The sequence below is a fragment of the Tabrizicola sp. T74 genome (assembly GCF_057219935.1).
In genome coordinates, this window is sequence record NZ_JBXVVT010000019.1 from 1 (window position 1) to 1,738 (window position 1,738).

Annotated in this window: 1 pseudogene; it reads left to right on the plus strand. The window is 57.7% G+C overall.

The features are described from left to right. Positions 1-827 precede the first annotated feature (827 nt). Positions 828-1,034 (plus strand): annotated as a pseudogene (locus AC2EAL_RS21760) (IS6 family transposase); the annotation flags it as partial. Positions 1,035-1,738 lie beyond the last annotated feature (704 nt).

Consider the following 1,738-nt stretch of genomic DNA (forward strand, 5'->3'; position numbering starts at 1 on the left):
GAAAGAAAGGCTGCAGCCGCGCCATCTGCGCCTCCGTCAGCCAGAAAAGGTTGCTCATCGCTCAGTCTCCTTACGGAGGCTGAATCACGCCGCAGACGCAAGATCAATGGGTCCTGACCCTAGGTAGAGCAAGAGTGTTCCAAGCTTAACACTTATGGCGCGGGCCGCGGTGTCTGGCTAGCCAGAAGGTCAGACGAAACGTACTAACGGCAAGAACCGGACTTTGAGAGACGCGTGGCCGCGCGCTGCTCGCGGAGCTTAGGCTGCCTCCTTTCCCCAGTGCATCAACTAGACTGCCCGACCTCACGGTCGAGCAAGTTCTGTTAGGCCAAGCAGCTGTACTTCGACACTGGTCAGACTTGCGAGAACACCGCGGCCAGCTCGTGCACTCCTCGGAGGTGTGTTGTCTGTTGAACTTAGCCCGCCGACCAGCGTGGCTTGCTAGCCATTTCTGATGAGCAAGCGGCCCCCTAACTTCAAGGCCAGTTCGTGATCATCCGACCGCCGGCGATGCTCAGAATCCGGTTCCCGCTGTCACCGCGAAATGTTAAGGACCTGCAGCGCGAGCGCCGGGTCCAGATCCGCCTGATGCGCGCAAGCCCGAGGCGATCTAAGCAATACCAATAGTTTACAGGTGGAGAAGGTTGGATATCAGGCCCATCCTCTCCGCCACCAACCCCTTGATATCCCTGCTCTCTCCGTTCCGACGGCAAATTCTTCCCTGTTTCCTGGGGTTAGCGGGGTTCACGCGCTACAGAGACGCCACCAATGGTGTTGTCAGAAGAACTTGCCTTGAGACGACCATGATGCCTGGCTAGCCTGCCCGGATGACCAAACGCTCCACCTTCCGCTACTTCAAGACGAGCCCTGAGATCATCCGCCTGGCGGTGATGCTCTACATCCGGTTCCCTCTGTCGCTTCGAAACGTCGAGGATCTGCTGCACGAGCGTGGTATAGAGATAAGCCACGAGACTGTGCGGCTCTGGTGGAACAGATTTGGCCCGCTGTTCGCCGCCGAGATCAGGTGCAGGCGTGTGGAGGGGCGTTGTCAGAGGAAACCAGTCTGCTAGGTTCATCATCGCTCGGTTGTTGGGTTGCGCGGCTCGGTTTCACGGCAAACGCCTTGGAAGATAGTGACTTATGCCCCCAGATATAGTCGAGGGGGCGGCAGCCAGTCAGTGTGGCGATTCCTCTGACAATGCCGTTCGCATTCGTCTGACAGCACCAGTTTGACGAACGCAACTTCGACGGGAATGCTATGGTTAACGGTGTTGTGGCTGCCATTCTTCAGCCAGATGTGCTTGGGAAGTTGTGTATGTGTCTGGATACTGGTGATCCTTCAGGCAAGCCTGACGTTCCCAACCTACATGCTTTGGCGAACAAACTGCTACTAGGTGGTTTGGTGGACCGGGCTCTTCTTGCTTTGAACTTGCCGCTCAGATCGCTCCCGGTGTCGTTCCAACTAGGCGGCAGGATGACAGCCAGTCACAACGGGATCGCACCACGACCGAACGATGCAGTGAGATGTCCGTCGTTGCGGGGCAGTTCGCAGGCGACTTCTCGGCTCAAGGTGAGGACGCCCACTCGGCACCAGCATAGTTCCTTGCCGAACAGCCTAGGGTCAGGACCCATTGATCTTGCGTCTGTGGCGTGATTCAGCCTCCGTAAGGAGACTGAGCGATGAGCAACCTTTTCTGGCTGACGGAGGCGCAGATGGCGCGGCTGCAGCCTTTCTTTC